The 18,328-nt window shown below is 64.5% G+C and carries 13 protein-coding genes; 10 read left to right on the forward strand and 3 right to left on the reverse strand.

The window, feature by feature from the left end:
• Positions 1–22: 22 nt before the first annotated feature.
• Positions 23–1,351, reverse strand: coding sequence for a TldD/PmbA family protein (locus OXH74_RS20185; protein WP_375738536.1), 1,329 nt, complete (start codon positions 1,349–1,351; stop codon positions 23–25).
• Positions 1,351–2,784 carry a TldD/PmbA family protein gene (locus tag OXH74_RS20190; protein ID WP_375738537.1) on the reverse strand — a complete coding sequence of 478 codons (1,434 nt, stop codon included), beginning with the start codon at positions 2,782–2,784 and terminating at the stop codon, positions 1,351–1,353. Before OXH74_RS20190 ends, OXH74_RS20185 begins: the two co-directional genes overlap by 1 nt.
• 169 nt (positions 2,785–2,953) lie before the next feature.
• On the opposite strand from OXH74_RS20190, the gene OXH74_RS20195 reads away from it, so the two are divergent.
• The 4 genes from OXH74_RS20195 to OXH74_RS20210 all read left to right on the forward strand — a co-directional run bounded on the left by OXH74_RS20195 (position 2,954) and on the right by OXH74_RS20210 (position 12,066).
• On the forward strand, positions 2,954–4,222 hold the full coding sequence (locus OXH74_RS20195) for an MdtA/MuxA family multidrug efflux RND transporter periplasmic adaptor subunit (protein WP_375738538.1): 1,269 nt from the start codon (positions 2,954–2,956) through the stop codon (positions 4,220–4,222).
• Positions 4,219–7,311: an MdtB/MuxB family multidrug efflux RND transporter permease subunit gene (locus OXH74_RS20200; protein WP_375738539.1), complete on the forward strand. Its 3,093-nt coding sequence runs from the start codon at positions 4,219–4,221 to the stop codon at positions 7,309–7,311. Before OXH74_RS20195 ends, OXH74_RS20200 begins: the two co-directional genes overlap by 4 nt.
• Positions 7,312–7,462: 151 nt before the next feature.
• A complete protein-coding gene (locus OXH74_RS20205; protein ID WP_375738540.1) occupies positions 7,463–10,570 on the forward strand; it encodes an efflux RND transporter permease subunit in 3,108 nt (1,035 codons plus the stop codon).
• Positions 10,567–12,066, forward strand: a complete 1,500-nt coding sequence (locus OXH74_RS20210) for an efflux transporter outer membrane subunit (protein WP_375738541.1) — start codon at positions 10,567–10,569, stop codon at positions 12,064–12,066. Before OXH74_RS20205 ends, OXH74_RS20210 begins: the two co-directional genes overlap by 4 nt.
• A gap of 145 nt (positions 12,067–12,211) precedes the next feature.
• On the opposite strand, the gene OXH74_RS20215 is transcribed toward OXH74_RS20210, so the two are convergent.
• Positions 12,212–13,054: a LysR substrate-binding domain-containing protein gene (locus OXH74_RS20215; RefSeq protein ID WP_375738542.1), complete on the reverse strand. Its 843-nt coding sequence runs from the start codon at positions 13,052–13,054 to the stop codon at positions 12,212–12,214.
• 104 nt (positions 13,055–13,158) lie between these two features.
• Here OXH74_RS20215 and OXH74_RS20220 point away from each other — a divergent pair, with 104 nt between their 5' ends.
• The 6 genes from OXH74_RS20220 to OXH74_RS20245 all read left to right on the forward strand — a co-directional run bounded on the left by OXH74_RS20220 (position 13,159) and on the right by OXH74_RS20245 (position 18,276).
• The gene (locus OXH74_RS20220) at positions 13,159–13,620 is read left to right on the forward strand and encodes a nucleoside deaminase (protein ID WP_375738543.1); all 462 of its coding nucleotides are present in this window, start codon (positions 13,159–13,161) and stop codon (positions 13,618–13,620) included.
• A complete protein-coding gene (locus OXH74_RS20225; protein WP_375738544.1) occupies positions 13,607–14,803 on the forward strand; it encodes a CynX/NimT family MFS transporter in 1,197 nt (398 codons plus the stop codon). The genes OXH74_RS20220 and OXH74_RS20225 overlap by 14 nt, the downstream gene beginning before the upstream one ends.
• A 388-nt stretch (positions 14,804–15,191) precedes the next feature.
• Positions 15,192–15,935: an SDR family oxidoreductase gene (locus OXH74_RS20230; RefSeq protein ID WP_375738545.1), complete on the forward strand. Its 744-nt coding sequence runs from the start codon at positions 15,192–15,194 to the stop codon at positions 15,933–15,935.
• Between the two features lie 109 nt (positions 15,936–16,044).
• Positions 16,045–16,371 carry a DUF190 domain-containing protein gene (locus OXH74_RS20235; RefSeq protein ID WP_215380709.1) on the forward strand — a complete coding sequence of 109 codons (327 nt, stop codon included), beginning with the start codon at positions 16,045–16,047 and terminating at the stop codon, positions 16,369–16,371.
• Positions 16,372–16,425: 54 nt separating this feature from the next.
• Positions 16,426–16,656, forward strand: coding sequence for a DUF3820 family protein (locus tag OXH74_RS20240; protein ID WP_375738546.1), 231 nt, complete (start codon positions 16,426–16,428; stop codon positions 16,654–16,656).
• Positions 16,657–16,926: 270 nt separating this feature from the next.
• Positions 16,927–18,276 carry an outer membrane beta-barrel protein gene (locus OXH74_RS20245; RefSeq protein ID WP_375738547.1) on the forward strand — a complete coding sequence of 450 codons (1,350 nt, stop codon included), beginning with the start codon at positions 16,927–16,929 and terminating at the stop codon, positions 18,274–18,276.
• Positions 18,277–18,328 lie beyond the last annotated feature (52 nt).

An 18,328-nucleotide genomic window follows, 5' to 3' on the forward strand; every position in this document is an offset into this window, starting at 1 on the left:
CGTCGCCACGTGCTCACAGCTCTCAGAGTGTCAGTTTCAGCTTGCTGGTCAACGCCCCCGGCAGCAGCGTCGACCAGGTCTGGCGCTCGCCATAGGTGGCGTTGGAGAGGCGCAACTGCCGCTCCTGGGTCAGGGCCTCCAGGTGCTCGCCGAGGAAACTGTAGAGACTGTCGTCGAAGCGCATGGTGCTGACCGGTGCCTGGATGCGTCCATCCTCCACCCAGAACGTGGCGAAACGGGTCATCCCGGTGATGCGCGCGGCGGGTACGTCGGACCAGTTCAGATACCACAGGTTGCCGATGTAAAGGCCGGTACCGAGAGCGTCCAGCGCCTGCTCCAGAGGGAGCGTGCCGGGAGCCACGGCCAGCGACTGAGGCGCCTCGTTGGCGTCGGCGCAGTTGACCGTCAAGCCGTACTCGCTTGCGCTGCGTGGGTAGACCAGTTGGCCCGTCAGGCGACCTTCGCGCAGCAGTGCAACGTCACTGCGCGGCGTACCTTCCGGGCCGAATGCCGGGGCCATCGCGCCGGCCACCCGCTCATCCAGGTCGAGTAGCGGGCTGAGTTGGGCACTGCCTTCCTGCAAGCGTTGCAGCGGACTTTCCTTGTTGGCCAGAGCGCGGGCGGAAAAACCGCCCCAGGCGAGCATGCCGAGCACTTCATCGAGGGCGGCCGGAGCGAGGTAGGCTCGGTACTCGCCGGGTTCCAGGGTGCGCAGCGGCTTGCCTAGGTGGTCCAGTTGCTGGCGAGCATCCTTGACGCGGCGGGCGAATTCGTCCGGGCTCCACTCGGCACCCGCATAATCGGCTTTGACGGCCTGGCCGTTGGCGTGGAACAGGCTCCAGTCGAAGTTGAAGCTATGCGCAACGTGCCAGCCAAAGGCGCCAAAGCTGTTGGCAAAGCCCCGATAGAGCGGGCCAGCGGCGTAGATGCCGACCAGGTCCAGCCCGCTCGCCAAGGTTGTCATTTGCGCCAGGACATCGGTGCTGTCCGGCAGTCGAGCCTCGTCGAGCGTGCGACGCTGCCAGGCCGTTCGTTCCAGTTGCAGGTAAGGATCAGCCGGCAGCTCGCTGACGGCCACTCGCAGTTGCACCAGACCATCGGCGAGGCGCTGTTGATCGGTGTCCAGATCGCCGGTGAGGGTGATGGCGAGTTCCGCATGGCGCCCATCGCGGATCAGCTTCAAGCGGGCAACGGCCTGACGCACCCGGCCGGCCTGGCGCACTTGCGCGTGGTTGAGACGGATGAATTCGGACTCCTCGGCGCTGTACCAGAGGGTGAAGTCTTCGCCGGTCTGCAACTGGGGGCCCAGGCGTTCGGCGAGGGCGGTGAACAGGGATTCTGCGTGGCTCATCAGGCGGCACCTCCGAAGACGTCGACCTGGCTGAACACGCAGGCAGGTGAAGCATGGCCGACCCGCACCACCTGGTTCGGCTCGCCCTTGCCACAATAGGGCGTGCCATGGACTTCCACGGTGCTGGCATTGCCGACGGCAGCAAGGTTGCGCCAGAACTGCGAGGACACGCCCCGGTAGTTGGGGTTCTTCACCACACCCTTGAGCTCGCCGTTCACTATCAACCGGCCCCATTCGCAGCCGAACTGGAACTTGTTGCGTGCGTCGTCGATGGACCAGGAGCGGTTGGTACACATCATTACCCCGTGCTCGATGCCGGCGATCAACTGGGCCAGGCTTTGGTCGCCCGGCTCCAGGTTGAGGTTGGCCATGCGGTCGATGGGCGCGCGGTTCCAGCTGCTGGCGCGGCTGTTGGCCACTCCGGGCAAACCGCTACGCAGTTGCGACAGGGTGCCGCCGAGGGGGCGCAGCAGCAGGCCATCTCGGATCAACAACTCCTTGCGTGCCGGGTGGCCGTCATCGTCGTGGCTGTAGCTGGCCAGTTCTTCGGGGATGCCAGGGTCGAAGGTGACATTCAGCAACCTGGATCCGTACTGGTAGCGGCCAAAATCCGCAAGATCGATGAAGCTGGTGCCGGCGTAGTTGCGCTCGTCGCCGAGGATGCGGTCCAGTTCCAGCGGGTGGCCAATGGATTCGTGGATCTGCAGCATCATCTGGTCGGGCATCAGCAAGAGGTCGGTGCGGCCGCTCGGGGTATTGGGAGCCAGCAGCAGCTGCAGGGCTTCGTCCGCAACTCGTGCTGAGGCACCGACGAATCCCAGGCGCTGAAGTATCTCGGCTCCGCCTTGCTGGCCACTGCCGTAGCCACCGAAAGTGCGGGTCTGGCTGTCACTGCCGTCGAATGCGGTCACGCTGATGCCTGGATAGACGAAGCGCAGCGCCTGCCATTGCTCGGCGCCTGCGCTATTGAGGTAGAGCTGTTCGTGCCGCTGGCAGTCGAGATAGAGGTTCCAGTTCGCCAGACGCGGATCGTTGGGGACGCGCGCGGACTCTTCGGCCAGCAGCTCGAAGCGTTCGGCAAGGCCCGGAAAGGGGAGGTGCAGGCTGGGCGACTCGTAATGAGCCTGGCCTTTCGGTGTCGGCGGTTCACCCGGCGGCATCAGGGCATGGCGACTGATCATCTGGGCCTGTCGCTCGGCGGCTTCGAGGGCACGCTGCAGCCCGGCAAGACTCAGGTCGCTGGTAGCGGCATAGGCCTCCACGCCGGCGATGCGCACGCTGAGCATCGCACCCAGGTCGTCGGTGAAAGCCGGCGGCTCGGGAACATTGCGTCGCAGGCTGCAGTGTTCGCCCGTTTGCCGGACGATGCGCAGGGCGTGGAACTCGGCATGAGTGGTCAGCGCAGCGAAGTGCTGCTTCAAGCGTTCGAACACGGGGTTCCCCCTACAGCTGAGAATTCGCAGGCTTCATGGTGAGCGCGCCTCGAGCCGCGTTCAAGGGCTCAAGGACGATGTAATGGCTTGGTAAATAGCCGGTAAAGAGGCTATGCCTGGCGGCTACAACTGCTTATCGTTCACGCTCTCGCACAGCTTGACCCGAATCATGTCCCCAAATCCTCAAAAAACCCCGCACGCACGCACCCTTCGTCATTGGATGACCATCGCCTTCGGTCTGCTCGCCTTGCTCGCGCTGATCTGGTGGCTGTGGCCGGAAACGGCCGCCCAACCCGTCGGCAAAAGCGGTCGAGGAGGGCCAGGACGCCCGGGCTTCGGCGCGTTCTCCGGACCGGTCCCGGTGCGTGTGGCAACCGTGACGCGAGCCGACTTCCCTGTGTACCTCAAAGCGTTGGGCACGGTGACCGCGCTGAACACGGTGAACGTGCGCGGCCGTGTCGACGGCGAGCTGGTCAAATTGCAGTTCGAAGAAGGTCAGCAGGTCAAAGCCGGCGACCTGCTGGCAGTGATTGATCCGCGTCCCTACCAGGTCGCCTTGCAACAGGCCCAGGGCACTTTGCTGCAGAATCAGGCGCAGCTCAAGAATGCCGAGATCGACCTGGCGCGCTACAAGGGCCTGTATGCCGAAGACAGCATCGCCAAGCAGACCCTGGATACCCAGGCGGCACTGGTGAACCAGTACAAAGGCACCCTCAAGGCCAACGAGGGCGCTGTGGCCGAGGCCAGGCTGAACCTTGAATTCACCCAGGTCCGTGCGCCGATTTCCGGCCGCCTCGGCCTGCGCCAGGTGGATCTTGGCAACCTGGTCACCAGTGGCGACACCACGCCGCTGGTGGTGATCACCCAGACCAAACCGATCAGCGTGGCCTTCACCCTGCCGGAGGGCCAGCTGCCCGCCGTGGTTTCGCGCTTCCGCAACGGTCAGCTGCTGGTGGTCGAAGCCTGGGACCGCGCTGACAAGGTCAAGCAGGCCGAAGGTGTGTTGCAGAGCCTGGACAACCAGATCGACACCACCACCGGCACGCTGAAGCTCAAGGCCCGGTTCGCCAACGACGACGAGATGCTGTTCCCCAACCAGTTCGTGAATGTGCGCCTGCGCGCCGACCTGATCCCGCAAGCGGTGCTGATCCCTTCGGCCGCTGTGCAGTTCGGCAGCCAGGGCACCTTTGCCTACGTGATGGACGGCGAGAAGAAGGTCAAGGTCAGGCAGCTCGAAACTGGCCCTGACAACGGTGAGCTGACTGTGGTCAGCAAAGGGCTGGCGCCGGGCGACAAGGTGGTGCTGGAAGGCACTGACCGCCTGCGCGATGGCAGCGAAGTGGAAGTGGTGCACGACAAGGACGAAGAGCCTGCCGAGCCCAGCGGGCAGCTGCAGGGCGCCAAGCCGGCTGGCCAGGACGCGAAAGGCGGCGTATGAATCTCTCGCGTCTGTTCATCCTGCGGCCGGTCGCCACCACCCTGAGCATGCTGGCGATCCTCCTCGCCGGCCTGATCGCCTACCGCCTGTTGCCGGTTTCCGCACTGCCGGAGGTGGATTACCCGACCATCCGCGTCATGACCCTCTATCCGGGCGCCAGTCCGGATGTGATGACCAGCGCCGTAACCGCGCCGCTGGAGCGCCAGTTCGGGCAGATGCCGGGGCTGACGCAGATGTCCTCCACCAGCTCCGGCGGCGCCTCTGTGATCACCTTGCGCTTCAGCCTGGAAGTCCAGCTGGACGTGGCCGAGCAGGAGGTGCAAGCAGCGATCAATGCGGCAACCAACCTGTTGCCCAACGACCTGCCGGCTCCGCCCGTGTACAACAAGGTCAACCCGGCGGACACGCCCGTCCTGACCCTGTCGGTCAGCTCCACGACCATGCCGCTGCCCAAGCTGCATAACCTGGTCGACACGCGCATGGCCCAGAAGCTGGCGCAGATCAGTGGCGTCGGCATGGTCAGCATTGCGGGTGGCCAGCGCCAGGCCGTGCGCATTCGCGTCAACCCGGAAGCCCTGGCGGCCAACGGCCTGAACCTGTCGGATGTGCGCAGCCTGGTCGGTGCGTCGAACGTTAACCAGCCCAAGGGTAACTTCGACGGCCCGACGCGCGTGTCGATGCTGGACGCCAACGATCAGCTCAAGTCGGCTGAGGAATACGCCAACCTGATCCTTGCCTACCAGAACGGTGCGGCGCTGCGCCTGAAGGATGTGGCCGACATCGTCGACGGTGCCGAGAACGAACGCCTCGCCGCCTGGGCTAACCAGAACGAAGCGGTGCTGCTGAACATCCAGCGCCAACCTGGCGCGAATGTGATCGAGGTGGTCGACCGCATCCAGGCGCTGCTGCCTTCCATCACCGCCAACCTGCCGGCGGGCCTGGACGTGGTGGTGCTCACCGACCGCACCCAGACCATTCGCGCCGCCATCACCGATGTGAGGCATGAGCTGTTCCTCGCCATCGCCCTGGTGGTGATGGTCACCTTCCTGTTCCTGCGTCGCCTCAGCGCCACCATCATTCCGTCCATCGCCGTGCCTTTGTCGCTCGTGGGCACCTTCGCGGTCATGTACCTGGCCGGCTTCTCCATCAACAACCTGACGCTGATGGCGCTGACCATCGCCACTGGTTTCGTGGTCGACGACGCCATCGTCATGCTGGAGAACATCGCGCGGCACCTGGAGGAGGGCGCCACACCGCTGGAGGCGGCGCTCAAGGGAGCCAGGCAGATCGGCTTCACGCTGATCTCGCTGACCTTCTCGCTGATCGCGGTGCTGATCCCGCTGCTGTTCATGGCCGACGTGGTAGGGCGCCTGTTCCGCGAGTTCGCCATCACCCTGGCGGTGGCCATCCTCATCTCCCTGGTCGTATCCCTGACCCTGACGCCGATGATGTGCGCACGCCTGCTCAAGCGCGAAACCAAGGAAGAAGGGGGCGGCTTCTACAAGGCCAGCGGCGCCCTCATCGATGGCATGATCGCGAGCTACGGCCGCGGCCTGACCTGGGTGCTCAAACACCAGGGGCTGACGCTGCTGGTGGCGGTGGGCACGTTGGTGCTGACCGTGCTGCTTTATCTGGCCGTGCCCAAGGGCTTCTTCCCGGTGCAGGACACCGGTGTCATCCAGGGCATCACCGAGGCGCCGCAGTCCGTCTCGTTCCGCTCCATGAGCGAGCGTCAGCAGCATGCCGCTGCGCTGATCCTCAAGGACCCTGCGGTAGAAAGCCTGACTTCCTACATCGGCGTGGACGGCGACAACGTCACCCTCAACAGTGGGCGCCTGCTGATCAACCTCAAGCCCCATGCCGAGCGTGACCTGACCGCCAGCGAAGTGATCCAGCGCCTGCAACCGGAACTGGAACGCCAGAGCGATATCCGCGTCTACCTGCAGCCGGTGCAGGATCTGACCATCGAAGACCGGGTCAGCCGCACCCAGTTCCAGTTCAGCCTGGAGTCACCGGACGCCGACCTGCTCAACGAGTGGACCAGCAAGCTGGTCGACGCTTTGCGCCAGCAGCCGGAGCTCTCGGATGTGGCCAGCGACCTGCAGGACAAGGGGCTGCAGGTGTACCTGAACATCGACCGTGACATGGCCGGGCGACTCGGCGTGGAGATATCCAGTATCACTGATGCGCTGTACGACGCCTTCGGCCAGCGGCAGATTTCAACCATCTTCACCCAGGCCAGCCAATACCGCGTGGTGCTGGAGTCCGCCCCGGGCGAGCAGATCGGGCCGCAGGCGCTGCAGCAGATCCACGTTGCCACCAGCGCCGGCAGCCAGGTGCCGCTAACCGCGTTGGCGAAGGTGGAGGAGCGCCAGGCGCAACTGGCCATCAACCACATCGGTCAGTTCCCGGCGGTAACGCTGTCATTCAACCTCGCGCCTGACGTGGCGCTAGGCGAAGCCGTGGAGGTGATCGAGCGGGTACAGCAGGAAATCGGCATGCCGGAAGGCATCCAGATTCGCTTCCAGGGTGCAGCGGCAGCCTTCCAGGCCTCGCTGTCGAGCACGCTGCTGCTGATCCTCGCGGCCGTAGTGACCATGTACATCGTTCTGGGTGTGCTCTACGAGAGCTACATCCACCCGGTAACCATTCTCTCCACGCTGCCCTCGGCTGGTGTCGGTGCCTTGCTGGCCTTGCTGCTGACCGGCAATGACCTGGGCCTGATCGCCATCATCGGCATCATCCTGCTGATCGGCATCGTGAAAAAGAACGCGATCATGATGATCGACTTCGCCCTTGAGGCCGAACGGCAGCAGGGCATGTCGCCTGAGGCGGCCATCTACCAGGCGGCGCTGCTGCGCTTCCGGCCGATCCTGATGACTACCCTGGCGGCCCTGTTCGGCGCCATCCCGTTGATGCTCGCCACCGGTTCCGGCGCGGAGCTGCGCCAGCCCCTGGGCCTGGTGATGGTGGGCGGCCTGCTGCTCTCTCAGGTGCTGACCCTGTTCACCACTCCGGTGATCTACCTGGCCTTCGATCGTCTGGCCCGTCGCTTCACCGGCCGTACCGCGGCGGGAGTGCAAGTGTGAACCGTAGCTTGCATCCGCTTCGGACTGGCGCCCCTCTCCCTGTGGGAGAGGGGCAGGGGGTGAGGGCAGTCGTGCCCCGCTCGGCCTCCAGCCATGCCCACCATCCCTCATCCGACCCTTCGGGCCACCTTCTCCCAGAGGGAGAAGGGATATGAACCTCTCAGCCCCTTTCATCCACCGCCCAGTGGCCACCATGCTGCTGAGCCTGGCGATCCTGCTGCTGGGCAGCGTCAGCTTCGGCCTGTTGCCGGTGTCGCCGCTTCCGCAGATGGATTTCCCGGTGATCACTGTGCAGGCCAGCCTGAGCGGCGCCAGCCCGGAAATCATGGCGTCCAGCGTCACCACGCCGCTGGAGCGGTCCCTTGGCACCATCGCCGGGGTCAACCAGATGACCAGCCGCACCGGCCAGGGCTCGACGCGGATCATCCTCCAGTTCGACCTTGACCGTGACATCAACGGCGCCGCCCGTGATGTGCAGGCGGCCATCAATGCTTCCCGCAACCTGTTGCCCAGTGGCATGCGCAGCATGCCCACCTACAAGAAGGTCAACCCGTCGCAGGCGCCGATCATGGTGCTGTCGCTGACCTCCGACGTCCTGCAGAAGGGCCAGCTCTACGACCTGGCCTCGACCATCCTGGCGCAGAGCCTGTCGCAGGTGAAAGGCGTCGGCGAGGTGCAGATTGGTGGCAGCTCGCTGCCGGCAGTACGGGTGGAACTGGAGCCGCAGCTGCTCAACCAGTACGGCATCGCCCTGGACGATGTGCGCAGCACCATCGATGCCGCCAACCAGCGCCGGCCCAAGGGCGCAGTGGAGGATGCCGGGCGACACTGGCAGGTAGGCGCCAATGACCAGTTGGAGAGGGCCGCCGACTACGCACCGCTGATCATCCGCTACCAGGATGGCGCCGCCCTGCGCCTGGGCGACGTAGCCAAAGTCCGCGACGCAGTGGAAGACCGCTATAACAGCGGCTTCTTCAACGACAATTCGGCGGTGCTGCTGGTGATCAATCGCCAGGCCGGCGCCAACATCATCGAGACCATCGAAAGCATCAAGACGCAGCTGCCAGCGTTGCAGGCGGTGTTGCCGGCCAGCGTCAAGCTGGACCTGGCCATGGACCGCTCACCGGTGATCCGCGCCACCCTGCACGAAGCCGAGCGCACGCTGCTGATTGCCGTGGCGCTGGTGATCCTGGTGGTCTTCCTGTTCCTCGGTAACCTGCGCGCTTCGCTCATCCCCGCGCTGGCGGTGCCGGTATCGCTGGTGGGCACCTTCGCGGTGATGTATCTGATGGGCTTCTCGCTCAACGTGCTGTCGCTGATGGCGCTGATCCTTGCTGCCGGATTGGTGGTGGACGACGCCATCGTGGTGCTGGAGAACATCTCGCGGCATATCAACGATGGCATGGCACCCTTCAAGGCCGCGTTGCAGGGCACCCGTGAAGTGGGCTTCACGCTGCTGTCGATGAACCTCTCGCTGGTGGCGGTGTTCGTCTCCATCCTGTTCATGGGCGGCATCATCGACCGGTTGTTCCGCGAGTTCTCCCTGACCCTGGCGGTGGCCATCCTGGTATCGCTGCTGGTTTCGCTGACGCTGACACCGATGCTCTGTGCGCGCTGGCTCAAGCCCCACGTGCCGGACCAGGACAGCCGCATCCAGCGTTGGAGCGAGGCCATCCACCAGCGCATGGTCGATGTCTATGGCCGTAGCCTCGGCTGGGCCTTGCGCCACCCGCGCCTGACCCTGACCAGCCTGCTGGTGACCATCGCCTGTAACGTCGGGCTGTACGTGGTGGTGCCCAAGACCTTCCTGCCACAGCAGGACACCGGCCAGTTGATCGGCTTCATTCGTGGCGATGACGGCCTGTCCTTCAGTGTGATGCAGCCGAAGATGGAGATTTTCCGCCGCGCCGTCCTGAAGGACCCGGCGGTGGAAAGTGTGGCCGGCTTCATTGGCGGCAGTGGTGGGATCAACAATGCCTTCATGATCGTGCGCCTGAAACCTATCGCCGAGCGCAAGCTGTCGGCGCAGAGGGTCATCGAGCGGCTGCGTGAGCGCCTGCCCAAAGTGCCCGGCGGGCGCCTGATGCTGATGGCCGACCAGGACCTGCAATTTGGTGGTGGCCGCGAGCAACGCAGCTCGCAGTACGAATACGTGTTGCAGTCCGGCGAGTTGGCAGACCTGCGCACCTGGGGGCCGAAGGTCACCGCTGCGCTCAAGGCATTGCCGGAGCTGACCGCCATCGACGCCAACGAGGGCGATGGCGCCCAGCAGGTTACGCTGGTCGTGGACCGTGACACCGCCAAGCGTCTGGGCATCGACATGGCCATGGTCACGTCGGTACTGAACAACGCCTACAGCCAGCGGCAGATATCCACCATCTACGACAGCCTGAACCAGTACAAGGTGGTGATGGAGGTCAATCCGAAGTACGCCCAGGATCCGGAAACCCTCAAGCAGGTGCAGTTGATCACCGCCGACGGTTTACGTGTGCCGCTGTCCAGCTTCGCCCGTTACCAGCGCAGCCTGGAGGAGGACCGCGTCACTCACGAAGGGCAGTTCGCCTCGGAGAGCATTGCCTTCGACCTGGCGCCTGGCGTCAGCCTCGACCAGGCGACGCTCGCCATCGAGAAGGCGGTGGCCGCCATCGGTCTGCCCAGCTCGGTGATCGCCCGCCTGGGCGGGAGCGCCGATGCCTTCGCCAGCACCCAGCAGAACCAGCCCTGGATGATCCTGGCGGCGCTGGGCCTCGTGTACCTCGTACTGGGCATCCTCTACGAGAGCTACATCCACCCGCTGACCATCCTCTCGACGCTGCCGTCGGCCGGGGTGGGCGCGCTGCTGGCGATCCTCGCCATTGGCGGCGAGTTCAGCCTGATCTCGCTGCTCGGCCTGTTCCTGCTGATCGGTGTGGTGAAGAAGAACGCCATCATGATGATCGACCTGGCCTTGCAGCTAGAGCGCCATGACGGGCTGTCGCCGGACGAATCCATCCGCCGCGCCTGCCTGCTGCGCCTGCGTCCGATCCTGATGACCACGCTGGCGGCGATCCTCGGTGCCGTACCGTTGCTGATCGGCGGCACCGAGGGGGCGGAAATGCGTCAGCCGCTGGGCGTGGCCATTATCGGCGGCCTGGTGCTGAGCCAGATCCTCACCCTCTATACCACGCCCGTGGTTTACCTCTACCTCGACCGCCTGCGCCATCGCTTCAATCGCTGGCGCGGCGTGCGTACCGATGCCGCATTGGAAACACCGCTATGAAAACCCCGCTTCCGACCACGAAATCGCTGCGCCGCGCCGTTGCTTTGGCCTTCGCTGTGCTGCTGCTGGCCGGCTGTGCCATCGGCCCGGATTACAAACGTCCCGAGCATGTGCTGCCCGCACAGTTCAAGCACGCCGAAGGCTGGAAGTTAGCCGCCCCGGCCGACCTGGAACACCGTGGCCGTTGGTGGGAGCTGTACGGCGACACCACGCTGAACGATCTGCAGCAGCGCCTGGAGGTCTCCAATCAGACACTGGCCCAGTCCGTTGCCCAGTACCGCCAGGCCCAGGCATTGGCCCGCGGCGCTCGTGCGTCGTTCTTCCCGTCGGTTTCCGCAAACGTCGGCAAGACCCGTTCGGGGCAGGGCGGTGGCAGCAGCACGGTGCGTCTGGCCGACGGCTCTACCGTGACCAGTTCCGGGAGCAGTGGTGTATCCAAGAGCTACGATGCCAACCTCGGGGTGAACTGGGAACTGGACCTGTGGGGTAAGCTGCGTAGGCAACTGGAGTCCGACACCGCGAGCATGCAGGCCAGCGCCGCCGATCTCGCCGCTGCCCGCCTGAGCCTGCAATCGGAGCTGGCGCAGAACTATCTGCAACTGCGTGTTCTCGATGCGCAGAGGCGATTGCTGGATGCCACGGTCGCCGCTTATCAGCGTTCGCTGACCCTGACGGAAAACCAGTACAAGGCCGGCATCGTCACCAAGGCGGACGTGGCCCAGGCCACCACCCAGCTAAAAGGCACCCAGGCCCAGGCTATCGACCTGAAGTACCAGCGCGCCCAACTCGAGAACGCCATCGCCGTGCTGGTTGGCGTTCCGCCGGCGGAGTTCAGCCTGACCGAGGTGGACAGCGTGCCGGGCTTGCCGCAAGTGCCGGCGCTGCTGCCCTCGCAACTGCTGGAGCGCCGCCCTGATGTCGCCGCTGCCGAACGCGACGTCATGGCCGCCAACGCACAGATCGGAGTCGCCAAGTCCGCTTATTTCCCGAGCCTGAGTCTCACGGCGGCTGGTGGCTATCGTGGTGACAGCCTGAGTGACTGGATCAGCACGCCGAACCGCTTCTGGTCGATTGGGCCAGAGTTCGCCATGACGCTGTTCGACGGTGGGCTGATCCGCTCCCAAGTGGCCCAGGCCGAAGCCAGCTACGACCAGACCGTGGCCTTCTACCGCCAGACCGTGCTCGACAGTTTCCGCGAGGTGGAGGACTACATGGTCCAGCTGGCCGTACTGGAAGAGGAGAGCGGGGTGCAGCAGGAAGCCCTGGACGCCGCCCGTGAGGCTCTGCGCCTGACCACCAATCAGTACAAGGCTGGCACCGTCGATTTCAACAGCGTGGTGACCACCCAGACCACCGCGCTCAGCAACGAACGCAGCGTGTTGACCTTGCTCGGCAGCCGTCTCACCACCAGCGTCCAACTCGTCGCCGCCTTGGGTGGCGGTTGGGAGCAGGCGCAGTTGGAGAAGGCGGATTCGGATTCGGAAGAGACGCCTTGAGTCCTCGCCCCCTTTTCCGAAGGGAGAGGAGTGACTCGCGCCGACTAGCCTGTGCACGGACAACCCCCTCTCCCTCTGGGAGAGGGTTGGGGTGAGGGATGCTTATAGCACTGGCGAGAACACCTCCACCCGCTTTGCCAATGAATCATCCCCCACAAAGCGCCCTCAGTCTCTCTACCAGCTCCTCCCCCTTACGCCCCAATCCTGCCCGCCCATAGAGCGCCAACCGCAATCCCCGTATCTCCGGCAATCCCTCCATCTCGCCCAGCAGCCGGTGCTCCGGCCCCAGCACACGCACCGGCAGCAGACTGACACCGAGCCCGGCCGCAACCGCCGCACAGACACTCGCCAGGCTCGCGCTGGAGTAGGCGATGCGCCAGCGCCGGCCCTGGACCTCCAGCCCATGGAGCATCTCATTGCGATACAAGCCACCGGCGGGGAACACCACCAGCGGCAGCGGGTCGCGATGGATGGCCGGCTGGCTGGCGCTATCCACCCAGCACAGCGGCTCCGGCCACGATGCGAGGCTGTCGTCGGTGTCGCCCATGCGCTTGACCAGCAGCAGGTCGAACTCGCCCCCTTGGTACAGGCGCAGCAACTCCGGGCTGAGGCCGCTGGTGACTTCCAGGCGCAAACCCGGGTGGGCGGCGGAGAACTCCGCCAGCAGCGGCATCAGGCGTTCGGCGGCGAAGTCTTCTGGCACGCCCAGGCGCAACACACCACCGCCGGGCTGGTGGCGTAGTACGTCGGCGGCCTCGTCATGCAGGGCGAGGATGCGTCGGGCGTAGCCCAGCAGCTGTTCGCCTTCGGGAGTGGCGACGACCTGGCGCTGGCTGCGGTCCAGCAGGCGACAGCCGAGGGCTTCCTCCAGGCGGCGCAACTGCTGGCTGACGGTGGATTGGGTGAGGTGCACGCGCTCGGCGGCACGGGTGAAGTTGCCGCAGTCGGCGACGGCCACAAAGCTGCGTAGAAGGAGTGGATCGAGCATGGCTGATCATTCTTATGGCCACTGATAGGCATGTTTATATTTAATTTCAGAATACCTGACCAGACGGACATACTTTCGGCCATCCGCTTTAACTGGAGCATCCGATGTCGCTGGAGAACAACTTTCTCGAACAGGCCGTGGAACTGGCCCGGCAGAATGTCGAAAACGGTGGAAGGCCCTTTGGCGCTCTGCTGGTGCGCGACGGCCAGGTGTTGGCACGCGCGGTGAATGAGATCCACCTCAACCAGGACCCGACGGCCCACGCCGAACTCCAGGCTATCCGCGCCGCCAGTCAGCAGTTGGGGCCGCGTCTGGATGGTTGTGTGATCTACGCCAGCGGTCAGCCATGCCCCATGTGCCTGGCGGCCATGCACCTGTGTGGTGTGGAGCGGGTGGTATTCGCTGCAGCCAACGCCGAGGGCGAGGCGTTCGGCCTGTCCACCGCCGCTATCTACCAGCAGATGGCTCTGCCGCTGGGTGAGCAGAAGCTCGATATCCAGCACTTGCCGCAGCCGGCCATGGCTGTTGTCTATGCCCGCTGGAAGTCATTGCATGACCTGCACTGAACGCTTGCAGGACGCAGCCGGTTGGTTGTTGCTAGTGGTCCTGGGCCTGAACCTGCGCCCGATGCTCAGTTCGGTCAGCCCCTTGCTGGCAGAAATCCGGAGTGCCACGGGGATGGGCTTCCAGACCGCTGCACTGCTGACGACCTTGCCGGTGATCTGCATGGGGCTGGTGGCATTGCTGGGCAACCGCTTGGGTGTCCTGGGCGAACGCCGAGGCATCGCGCTCGGGTTGTCATTGATCGCCGCTGCCTGTTTGGCGCGACTGCTCTGTGGCCAGGCCGGCCCGCTGCTGGCGACGGCATTGCTGGGCGGAGCCGGGGTGGCCTTGATCCAGGCTTTTCTGCCCGGGGTGATCAAGCACCGCTTCGAGGGCCGGGTAGCTCTGGCCATGGGCGTCTATTCCGCATCGCTGATGGGCGGCGGTGGCCTGGCGGCGCTGTTCAGTCCGCTGTTGGCCCATCATTTCGAGCATTGGCAGGTGGGGTTGGGCTTCTGGCTGGTACCTGCATGTCTGGCGCTGCTGCTATGGCTACTGTGGCCGCTTGCTGGGAGCGCCTCGGAGGCGGCAGGCAGAGCGTCGAGCTTCCTGCGCCAACGTCGTGCCTGGCTGCTGGCGCTGTACTTCGGGCTGGTCAACTGCGGTTACATGAGCATGGTGGCCTGGTTGCCGGCGTATTACCTGCAACTGGGCTGGAGTCCGACCCGCAGTGGTTCACTGCTGGCCTTCATGACCATCTTCCAGGTGCTGGCGGCGTTGCTGATGCCGGCGCTGGCGCAAAGCCAGGTAGATCGCCGGCCACTGCTCAGCGTCAGCCTGCTGGCGCAGGGCTTCGGCTTCGTTGGCCTGGTCTGGCTGCCATTGGAGTATTCCACGCTATGGGTGGCGTTGATTGGTTTTGGCTTGGGGGCTTGTTTTGCCCTGAGCCTGATCCTCACCCTCGACCATCGGCAGGACCCGCGCGAGGCCGGGCAGCTGGCGGCCTTCGTGCAGGGCGTGGGATTCCTGATCAATGCTGTGTCGCCATGGCTCAGTGGCTGGCTGCGTGAGCTGACCGGCAGTTTCGTCAGCGCCTGGGTGGTGCTGGCGGTCACGGTGGTGCTGATGCTCGGGGTCACGCGATTGTTCAATCCGGCGAGCTATCGGACACAAGGCCTCGGGAAACCGGCCCTGGAGCCGGGGTAGGGCGGCGCGGAGCGATCGCAGCTACCTCGACTGTCGTAAGTTGGTACTGAGCCCGCGAAGCCCCGCAGTTCGAGCGCAGATCGCTGGGCCTGACTCCGCCCAGCGCTAAGCTGCCCAGCGTTATGCCTTCGCCGCTGCGCAGCTTTCTAGCGGCAGGTAACGCAGACAGACCCACTACATTGGTCGGGCCATTTGCAGGAATGGGCAGTTTGCTTCACCCCAGCCCTCTCCCGGAGGGAGAGGGCGTCAAAACGGTCCATCTGCCGTAGGCGGGGTTCGCGCAGCACTGATAACCGGTCAGACGCGCCGCGCCAACTCCGGCTATACCACAGAAAAGGCCTCCATCCGGTCGCATGCCGTGTCCTTCCTGGCCTTTGCTGGAGGCTTCATGCAGCAGTCCGTCAGAACCGCCATTGTCACCGGTGCATCCCGTGGCATCGGCGCTGCCATTGCCCGGCGCCTCGCCGCCGACGGAATCCAGGTAGTGGTCAACTACGCTACGCGGCCCGAGGCCGCGGAGACGGTGGTGCAGGAAATCAAACAGGCTGGGGGTCATGCCTATCCGATTCTCGCTGACGTCAGCGACCCTGTGGCGGTGGAGGTGCTGTTCGACCAGGCGGAGATGGAGTTCGGTGGCGTCGACATCCTTGTCAACAATGCTGGGATCGTCCAGCCGGGAGCGGTACTGCTGGCTGATACCGACCGGGCGCTGTATGACCGGATTTTCGCCGTCAACACCCGAGGCACCTTCAACACCCTGAAGCTGGCGGCCACGCGCCTGCGCACCGGCGGGCGTATCGTCAACCTGTCCAGCAATGCGGTTGCGCTAGGGCTGCCGGGCCACTCGGTTTATGCCGCCTCGAAAGCAGCGATCGAAGCCATGAGTGCGATCTTCGCGAAGGAGTTGCGCGGGCGGAACATCACCGTCAACTGCATCGCGCCGGGGCCGATTGCGACCAGGCAGTTCCTAGAGGGCAAGTCGCCAGAGTTGATCGAGCGCCTGAATCGGCAGGCACCGCTCGAGCGCTTGGGGACGCCGGAGGATGTCGCCGCGATCGTGGCATTCCTGGTGGGGCCCGATGGCGGCTGGGTCAACGGCCAGACCCTGCGGGCCAACGGCGGTATTGCCTGAACGGGGTAGCGACCGATTGTGGATGGGGTAGCGCGCTTCATCGGCTAGTCCCTCGTCTCCCAGCAGCGGGTGCCATGCTTGACTGACATTGATATGGCGGAGGGTTGTGATGAAAGGTTTCCAAGTCACGTTCTATACCCAGCAGAACCGGCGGCATGAGGGCAAGATGCTCGCCGACTGGTTGGTTGCGCTGGCCATGGAAATGGGGTTGCGCGGCGCAACCCTGGTATCCGGTATCGAGGGGTTCGGTCGCACCCGGCATTTCCATTCCCACCATTTCTTCGAGATGGCCGACCAGCCTATGTTGATCGTCATGGCCATGAGCGAAGAGGAGTGCGAGGAACTGTTCCAGCGCCTGCACGATGAAGAGGTCACCCTGTTCTACGTGAAGGTGCCGGCGGAGTTCGGGGTGCTCGGGCCGCCGCTGGATGCTTGAATCGGCGCGCGGCTCTGCGACAATCGCAGGCCGTCGACGTCTATCGAGAGTCTGATGAATCCTGAAGACCTGCTGCTCCTGGTCACTCGTGAAATGCCCTACGGCAAGTACAAGGGCAGGCTGATCGCCGACCTGCCCGGTAATTACCTCAACTGGTTCGCCCGTGAGGGCTTTCCAAAGGGGGAAATCGGGCGTCTGTTGATGCTGATGCAGGAAATCGACCACAACGGGTTGAAGCCGTTGCTGGAGCCCCTGCGCAAGGGGAGGGGGAAGGTGCGGAGGTGAACTCCGCCACCCTCACCCTGCGTCGTTGTCCCACTTCGGTTCCCGTCCGATAACCGCCCATCCCCGCCTCACCCCATCCCTGCGCCAGCCGCTCTAGCTCCGTATCACTCGCCATTGTTCTCGATTCGCAAACACTCATATCGCTGAAACCGGAATTGTTGGTGGGCAGGGCGACTTGTAGCTTGCGATCCAGCCGAACAAGCCGAAACCCGCACTGCCAGCGGGCCCTGCATCGGCATCAGGCTGACTAATAACAACAAGGTAGCTGCCATGATTCCTCGCAAGCCTCTTTCCGCATCCTCGCTGCTCGGCCCGGTGCTGGCCGTCGCGGCATTGCTCCCATCGTTGACTCAGGCCGCCGAACCCGGCCCCAGCGGTTCTCTGTTTCGCAGCGTCTTCGGCGACAGCCTGGAGCGGGACCACGGCATCAAGGTCCATGGCTGGGGTCAGGCCGGCTGGATCTATAACGACAACGCCAGCGATGACGTGAGCAAGCAGGCCTTCTTCAACAATGACGAAGGCTTCAATCTCAACCAATTCGCGCTGGCCATCGAGAAGGCGCCCAAGGGCAACGTGGTTGGCCGTGTTGGCCCGTTCCCCGGGCCCATGCCGCAGGAAGCCGACTGGGGTTTCAACATCACCGCCATCTACGGTAAGGACGCGCGCTTCTTCAAGACCTACGGCTTCGACGAAGACCTCGGTGTGAACCGCTCGGCTGATGCCAACGATGAAAACTTCAACATCGCCCAGGCGTTCCTGGACTTCTACTTTCCGGTTCTGGGCGGCTCCAACCTGATGCTCGGCGTGTTCCACACCCCTCTGGAGAACGACATCGGCTTTGCCCTCGGCAACCCCGCACCAGCGGACTTCTATAGCCACACCTATTCCTTCATGCACGGCCCGGCCAAGCACACTGGTGCGCTGTATTCCTTCAAGCTGCCGCAGGAGGAGGGCGGCAGCATGCTCGGGTTCGAGCTGGGCGTGGTGCAGGGCTGGAACAACATGCAGGATCCCAACGGCGACCCGGACGTGATCGCCAACCTGCGCTGGCGTTCGGCGGATTTCCGCACCTGGGTGGACTGGGAAAACATCTATGGCAACGGCGCTGGAGACAGCTTCGCCGAGTGCGCTTGCGGGTCGCCCATTCCCGCTGGGACCGAGGACGACAACCTGACTCGCTATGCCTCCTACCTTACGGTTTCGCGGGTCCTGGACGAGCGCAACCGGGTTGCCGCCGAGTTCAACTATGGCCAGCAGGAGGACGCCGCTTTCGCCAGCTTTGCGGACAAGGACAATGCCCATTGGTATGGCGCCGACTTCAACTGGTACCACCGCCTGGCCGACGATCTGATGTGGAACAGCCGCGCCGAGTGGTTCTACACCGACGCCCCGGTGCATGTGGTGATGGCCAACATCGATCCGCAGACCGGCATCCCGGACCCGAGCTGGGGCAGCTTCTACGGCGTCACCACCAACCTGGCCTGGACACCGGTGCCCAACCTGCGCCTGCGCCCAGAGCTGCGCTACGACATTCACAGCGGCAACGGCCGTGACGCCTTTGGCGGCGGCCAGGAAGACCGCCAGCTGATCGGCTCCTTCGACATCACCGTTTTCTTCTGATCCCTGCCCCAGCACGCCCGGGTTCCCAGCGGAGCCCGGGTCAGGATCGATC

Origin of the sequence: Metapseudomonas boanensis (genome assembly GCF_042232855.1) — a bacterium.
Lineage (GTDB): Bacteria > Pseudomonadota > Gammaproteobacteria > Pseudomonadales > Pseudomonadaceae > Metapseudomonas > Metapseudomonas boanensis.